Raw genomic sequence first — 6,888 nt, 5'->3', positions numbered from 1 at the left:
CCACCGTATTGGTCACGTGCGCGGTCGGGGTGGCGCTGGGCCCGTTGATCTGGCTGCTGTATTCGGTGGTGAGTAAGGGGTTTGAAACGGTCAAATCCGTTGTCTGGTGGACTCATTCGCAAGCCGATATGACGACGTTCACGGCTGGCGGGGGGGCGTACCATGCCGTCGTCGGCACGGTCTTGCAAGGTCTGGTGTGTGCAGCCATCTCCATACCGATCGGCGTATTCGTCGCCATCTACCTGGTCGAGTATTGCGGGGAGGGGGCCATGGGCAAGCTGACCAGCTTCATGGTGGACATCCTTACCGGGGTGCCGTCGATCGTGGCCGCGTTGTTCATCTATGCGCTGTGCATCGCCACGCTCGGCCTGCCGCGATCCGCTTTCGCCGTGTCGCTGGCGCTGGTGCTTTTGATGATCCCGGTCATCGTCCGCACCACCGAGGAGATGCTGCGGATCGTCCCCGTGGAACTGCGTGAAGCCAGTTATGCGCTGGGCGTGCCGACGTGGCGGACCATCACCAAGGTCGTGCTTCCGGCCGGGATGTCCGGCATCATCACCGGGATTCTGCTGGCCCTGGCGCGAGTGATGGGCGAGACGGCGCCGCTGCTGATCCTGGTTGGCTACTCCCAGGCGATGAACTTCAACATCTTCGACGGCTTCATGGGTTCGCTGCCGGGCATGATGTACGACCAAACCTCGGCAGGGGCGGGCACCAGTCCGATTCCCACTCATCGGTTATGGGGCGCCGCCCTCACTCTGATTGCGTTGATTGCCGTCATCAACTTGGCGGCCAGGGTAGTCTCGCGACTCTTTGCTCCCGAAAGGCCAGTCAGGAGTCTCGGTGGCTAAGCGGTTGGACCTCAAAGAGGTCAACATCTACTACGGCGCCTTTCAAGCGGTCGCCGACGTCACGCTCACGGTTCTGCCCCGTAGCGTGACGGCGTTCATCGGTCCGTCCGGGTGCGGCAAGACCACGGTGCTGCGAACGCTCAACCGGATGCACGAGTTGACGCCCGGCGCGCGTATGGAGGGCACCGTGCTGCTCGACGAGGACGACATCTACGGCTCGGGCATCGACCCGGTGGGCGTGCGGCGCGCCATCGGAATGGTGTTCCAGCGTCCAAACCCGTTTCCCGCCATGTCAATTCGCGATAATGTGGTGGCCGGGCTGAAGCTGCAGGGTGTGCGCAACCGCAAGCTGCTCGACGACACCGCTGAATATGCGCTGCGCGGCGCCAACCTGTGGGACGAGGTCAAAGACCGGCTCGACCGACCGGGCGGCGACCTGTCCGCCGGTCAACAGCAGCGGCTGTGCATCGCGCGGGCGATCGCCGTGCAACCCGACGTGCTGCTGATGGATGAACCGTGCTCGTCGCTGGACCCGATCTCGACAATGGCCGTCGAGGATCTCATCGCCGGGTTGAAGCAGGACTACACCATCGTCATCGTCACCCACAACATGCAGCAAGCGGCCCGGGTCAGTGATCACACCGCGTTCTTCAACCTCGATGGTGGCGGTAAGCCGGGCCGACTGGTCGAGATCGACGACACCGAGAAGATCTTCTCCAACCCCACGCAGAAGGCCACCGAGGCCTACATCAGCGGCCGGTTCGGTTAGATCTAACTGGAGGAGGCTACCGGCGCGTCGTCGGGCAGGCGGCCGGTCGCCTGGAAGATGACCCGGCGCGCCACCTCGACGGCGTGGTCGGCAAACCTCTCGTAATAACGGCCGAGTAGGGTCACGTCGACGGCAGCGGCTACGCCGTGTTTCCACTCCCGGTCCATCAAGACCGTGAACAAGTGGCGGTGCAGGTCGTCCATCGCGTCGTCTTCTTCGCGGATGCGGGCGGCCTTCTCCGGGTCGCGCGACCGCAGCACCTCCTGCGCACTGTTACCCAGTTCCACTGCAAGCCGGCCCATTTCGGCGAAATAGCCGTTGACTTCTTCGGGCAAGGTGTGCTGTGGGTGGCGCCTGCGGGCGATCTTGGCGACGTGCAGGGCCAGCGCGCCCATCCGGTCGATGTCGGCGACCATCTGGATTGCGCTCACGATCGAGCGGAGATCGCCGGCGACGGGTGCTTGCAAGGCGAGCAGCACAAAGGCGCTCTCCTCGGCTTGGGTGCTCAGCTCGGCGATATTCTCGTGGTCGGAGATAACTCGCTCAGCGAGAACCAGGTCGGCCTGCAGCAGCGCCTGCGTTGCCCGCTCCATCGCCGCGCCGGCCAGCCCGCACATCGCGCCGAGCTGTTCGGAGAGCTCGGCGAGCTGTTCGTGGTACGCGGTGCGCATGAATTCAAGCGTACGTTCCCGATCTCCGGTGCGGCGTGAACCGCCACGAAGTGCGTCATGAACTCACGGTGAATGCGCGTTGGCCTGCCAATCCGGCGAGGAATCTACTCGCAGTGCGTGTCGGCGGCGTTGGTCACCGTCAAGTCGTCCGGCAGTTTGCTCGGCGGACTGCTCACGTTGCGTTCAACCTGAAGGCTGACCGACGAGCCGGCTGCTGGAGAAGGGCCCACGGCGCTGAAATCCGATCCGAGGACCACCTGCACCACGTTCCCCGTTCCGGTGATGCGCTCGATTTTGGAGTTCGGGAAGGACGCCGCGACGGTGGCGGCGGCCCCCTCGTGACCCGGCGAGAACAGCACTTTGGTGGTCTTGAGCGGGTTGGGGTAGTCGTCGGGCGACTTCACCCGGAATCCGCGGCGCTTCAGCTGGCTGCTGGCCGTGCCGGCCAGCCCGGATTTGGCGGTCGAGTTGGAGACCTGCACGGTGACATCCTGGGGCGCAGCGGTCACCGCTTGGACGTGCTCGGGGTGCGGGCCGGCCGACTGCGTGGCTTGACCGGCCTTGCCGCTCGGCGTCGTGGTCGGCGGGTTCGACGTCGCGTTCATGTTGTTTTCGCCCGGCAGCGGGTCGTCGTTGATGATCGAGTCGAACAGGGCCCGCATGTCGGACGTGCGTGGCGGCTCGTCGCCGTTTTCGTCGGTGATGCCGGTCGGCACGGTGACGAACGAGACGTGACCGGCGTTCATGCCCTGCACCGACTGGCCCAGCTGCACAAGGTCTTTGGTCTTGATGTTGTCGACGTAGCTGTTGCTGATGAACATGTTGACCACGCTGTTCAGCTTGCTCAGCGAGAGGAACGTCTCCTTCGAGATCAGCGAACGCAGCAGCGAGGACAGGAACAGCTGCTGGCGCTTGATGCGGCCGTAATCGCCGTTGTTCTCGGTCGTGACGTTGCGAGCCCGCACGTAGTTCAGCGCAGTCTTCGAGTCGATCAGCTGACGGCCGGAATGTGCCAGCACGGTGCCCAGCTCGTAGTCCTTGAGCGGGGTAGTGCTGCACACCTCTACGCCGCCGAGCGCGTCGACCATCTTCGCGAAGCCGGCGAAATCGACGGCGATGAAGCGGTTGATACTCAACCCGGACAGCTTCTGAATTTCCTTCACCAGACACTTGGGTCCGCCGAACGCGAACGTGGAGTTCAGCTTCGTCTCGGTGTAGACGTTCTTGGGGCCCCACTTCTTGGTGTCCGAGTCGTAGAGCGGTCCGTACTCGCCGGTGTCCGGGTTCCACGCCTCACACTGGATGGGTGTAATCGCAAGGTCTCGGGGAAACGACACGGCGACAACGCGTTTGCGGTTGGCCGGGATGTTGACCAGCATGATGGTGTCCGAGCGTGCGCCGCCGGCATCCTCGGTGGTGCCGACGTTCATGGCGGCGTTTGCGCCGGCCCGCGAGTCCATGCCGACGATCAGGAAATCTTCGTCGCCGTACTGCGCGTTGCGGTCGATGATGTCGTGTGACCCGAGGTCCAGCGCGTTGACGGTGTTGAGGCGGTGGTTCTTGGAGGTGCTCCACTGGTATGCCCCACCGGTCATCGCCAGCGCGGCGGCCGCGATCGTGGCGATCGTCATGCGGCCGGCCAGCATCAGGCCGCGGCGCTTGCGGTCCGTCGGCGTGGTCGCGACGTCTTCGTCCTCGTCGGGTTCGTCCTGGGCGATGTCGACAAGGCGCGGCGGTGCCGTCGCGAGCTCGCGGGAGCGCTCGGCGTCTCCGAACAGCGCCGGGCGGTGAACCGCGTCGAGGTCGGGAAGTTCGTCGGCGTAATCGTCCGCGCTCAGCAGCTCGTAGGCGTCGTACTCGCGGACCGGGTCGTCGGCGTGCGGCGGGAGTGCGGTGTGGAGCGCCTCGCTCTCGTCTGGAGCGCCATGATGACGGCGCGGCTGATCGGTGAGCGTTCCGCCGATCTTCGCGATCAGATCGGCGACGCTGACCCCGCCCCGGGCGTGGCTTCCGATGTTGCTGTGGCCGTTGCCTGCGGACGCCAACGGCGTGGTCCGCACTGCCGGTTCGGGTGGTGCGGGCATCGCCGACGGTCCGACCCATCGATGGGCGATGGTGGCCGTTTGATTGGCCGGCCCAAATCGTTCCCACGGTGCGACGGCTCGCGATCCCGGCGAGGCTCCGGTGAGCGCGGTGTCCTCGGCGTCGGGGCCGTGAGTGGCTGAATCGCCGTCACTCATGTCCTACCGGCCTCCGAATCTCCGATACCGCTCGTGTACGCACGTCGATGCCGTGCAGCTATCGCAGTAACGCCGTTCCCTGACAGCCCTACCACCATGGCAGCTGGTCTTGGCCGCCGGCGCGGGGATGCGACAAGATCCACATCGTATAGAGACGGCACCGGAAACGCGATCTCAGGAGGGTGTTGGACAGTCCGGTTCCTGCCGACATGCCTCGTTATCGGAGGACCGATCAGCCGCCCGAGTGCATGACGTCGGCGCCCGACGGAATGGTGCAGTCGTCCCGGTCGGTCAGCCAGCCGTCGGGCAGCGCAACCCGTGCCGGCGAGCCTTGGCGGCCACGTGGCCCGCTCGCCGCGGTCGGGAACGGCGTATCGCCGTCGAGGTCGGTCAGCAGTCGGTCCAGCTCGTCGAGGGTCTTGACCAGGGCGAGTGCGCGTCGTAGCTCCGAGCCGGCGGGGAAACCGTGCAGGTACCAGGCGATGTGTTTGCGCATGTCACGCATGCCCTTGTCTTCGCCGAAGTGCTGGCTGAGCAGCTCGCCGTGCCGCCGGATGATGTTTGCGACCTCGCCCAAATTCGGCGGCGTCGGCGTCGGGCTGTCGTTGAACGCCGCGGAAAGCTCGGCGAACAGCCATGGTCGGCCCAGGCAGCCGCGACCGATGACGACGCCGTCGCAGCCGGTCATCGCCATCATGGTCAGCGCATCGTTGGCTTCGAAGATGTCGCCGTTACCCAGCACCGGAATGGTCTGGACATGTTGCTTGAGTCGCGTGATCTGCTCCCAGTCGGCGGTTCCCGAGTAACGCTGGGCCGCTGTGCGGGCGTGCAGGGCGACCGCCGCTGCGCCCTCGGATTCGGCGATCTTGCCCGCCTCGAGATGGGTGTGATGCTCGTCGTCGATGCCGATCCGGTATTTGACGGTCACCGGGATATCGGTGCCCGCGGTGCCCCGCACCGCCGCCGACACGATCTGACCGAACAGCTGCCGCTTGTAGGGCAGCGCAGCTCCGCCGCCGCGACGGGTGACCTTGGGTACCGGGCAGCCGAAGTTCATGTCGACGTGGTCAGCTAGGCCCTCGTCGGCGATCATCTTCACCGCCGCGTATGTGGTGGCCGGATCGACGGTGTAGAGCTGCAGCGACCGCGGCGACTCGTCGGCGGAGAACGTCGTCATGTGCATGGTGACGGGATGTCGTTCGACCAGGGCGCGCGCGGTCACCATCTCGCAGACGTAGAGCCCGCTGACGGTGCCGACGCGTTCGCGCTCCAGCTCGCGGCACAGGGTGCGGAAGGCGACGTTCGTGACGCCCGCCATGGGCGCCAGCACCACCGGGCTGGCCAGCGTGAAAGGACCGATACGCAAGGCCGGCTACCGCCGGCTCAGGGACAACGTGCCTTCGGTGCGATGCAGCTCGGATGCGGTGACCTTCTTACCCGTGCGTGCTTCCCGCTCGAGTTGGCGCCGCTTGGACACCTCGAACTTCTCGCAGGACACCTCGAGCTCTTTGATCAGCACCGCGAGGTCTTCCTGCATGTTGGCGGCCTCGCCGGTGAAGTCGTCACGCTCGAAGATTCGCCACTTCTTCAACACCGGCATCACGACCTCGTCGAGGTGGATACGCGGGTCGTAGACGCCGCCGACGGCGATCATCACGGCTTTGCGGCGGAACTCGGGCACTTGGTAGCCGGGCATCTGGAAGTTGCGCAGTACCTTGTGCAGCGACCTCATCGCCTGGTTGGGAGCAATCTCGAACCCGGCCTCGGAGACGTCGCGGTAGAAGATCATGTGCAGGTTCTCGTCGGCGGAAATCTTGGCCAGCAGCTTGTCGGCGATCGTCTCGTTGCACGCTCTGCCGGTGTTGCGGTGCGAGATCCGGGTGGCCAGTTCCTGGAAGGTCACATAGATGACCGAGTCGAACAAGCTCTCGGCGAACAGGTCTTCGCGGACCTGCTGGTTCTGCCCCGGGCTGAACCCCCGGTTCACCACTTCCATGCGCAGCTTCTCCAGCTCGACGGGGTCGACGGCCCGGGTCACGACCAGGTAGTCGCGCAGCGCGATACCGTGCCGGTTCTCCTCGGCGGTCCAGCGGTTGACCCACTGGCCCCAGGCGCCGTCCATGCCGAAATTCATCGCTATCTCGCGGTGATACGACGGCAGGTTGTCCTCGGTCATCAGGTTCTGCACCATGGCGATCTGAGCGACGTCGGTCAGCTTGGACTGTCCGGGCTCCCAGTCCTGGCCGCCGAGAGCGTAGAAGTTCTTGCCGTCCGACCACGGGATATAGTCGTGCGGGTTCCACGGCATTTGCACGGCCAGGTGTCGGTTCAAGTAAATCACGACAACCCGCACGAGT

Annotated in this window: 6 protein-coding genes; 2 read left to right on the top strand and 4 right to left on the bottom strand. The window is 65.1% G+C overall.

Annotation, left to right across the window (positions count from 1 at the left end; genetic code table 11):
- On the top strand, window positions 1-851 hold an 851-nt coding region (gene pstA, locus AC2VOU_RS10050), incomplete at its 5' end, for a phosphate ABC transporter permease PstA (protein ID WP_486957242.1).
- Entirely contained in the window at window positions 844-1,620 is a 777-nt protein-coding gene (gene pstB / locus AC2VOU_RS10045; RefSeq protein WP_486957241.1) for a phosphate ABC transporter ATP-binding protein PstB, read from the top strand. The genes pstA and pstB, both read left to right, overlap by 8 nt.
- A gap of 2 nt (window positions 1,621-1,622) precedes the next feature.
- Here pstB and phoU read toward each other — a convergent pair whose 3' ends face one another.
- The 4 genes from phoU to AC2VOU_RS10025 all read right to left on the bottom strand — a co-directional run bounded on the left by phoU (window position 1,623) and on the right by AC2VOU_RS10025 (window position 6,884).
- Window positions 1,623-2,291 (bottom strand): phosphate signaling complex protein PhoU, encoded by a 669-nt coding sequence (gene phoU / locus AC2VOU_RS10040; protein WP_486957240.1) that lies wholly within the window; start codon window positions 2,289-2,291, stop codon window positions 1,623-1,625.
- Window positions 2,292-2,395: 104 nt separating this feature from the next.
- Window positions 2,396-4,531, bottom strand: a complete 2,136-nt coding sequence (locus tag AC2VOU_RS10035) for an LCP family protein (RefSeq protein ID WP_486957239.1) — start codon at window positions 4,529-4,531, stop codon at window positions 2,396-2,398.
- Between the two features lie 232 nt (window positions 4,532-4,763).
- Complete coding sequence (dusB, locus tag AC2VOU_RS10030; RefSeq protein WP_486957238.1) at window positions 4,764-5,897, bottom strand: tRNA dihydrouridine synthase DusB; 1,134 nt, start codon at window positions 5,895-5,897, stop codon at window positions 4,764-4,766.
- A 6-nt stretch (window positions 5,898-5,903) separates the two neighbouring features.
- On the bottom strand, window positions 5,904-6,884 hold the full coding sequence (locus AC2VOU_RS10025) for an acyl-ACP desaturase (RefSeq protein ID WP_486957243.1): 981 nt from the start codon (window positions 6,882-6,884) through the stop codon (window positions 5,904-5,906).
- Window positions 6,885-6,888 lie beyond the last annotated feature (4 nt).

Source organism: Mycobacterium sp. TH-M25, from assembly GCF_057473665.1.
The sequence above is the reverse complement of the archived record's forward strand: the minus strand, read 5'-3'. Positions and strand labels throughout refer to the sequence as shown.

Excerpts from the sequence above, each read along its gene's own strand:
- phoU (WP_486957240.1), bottom strand. The coding sequence starts at position 2,291 with ATGCGCACCGCGTACCACGAACAGCTCGCCGAGCTCTCCGAACAGCTC.
- AC2VOU_RS10035 (WP_486957239.1), bottom strand. The coding sequence starts at position 4,531 with ATGAGTGACGGCGATTCAGCCACTCACGGCCCCGACGCCGAGGACACC.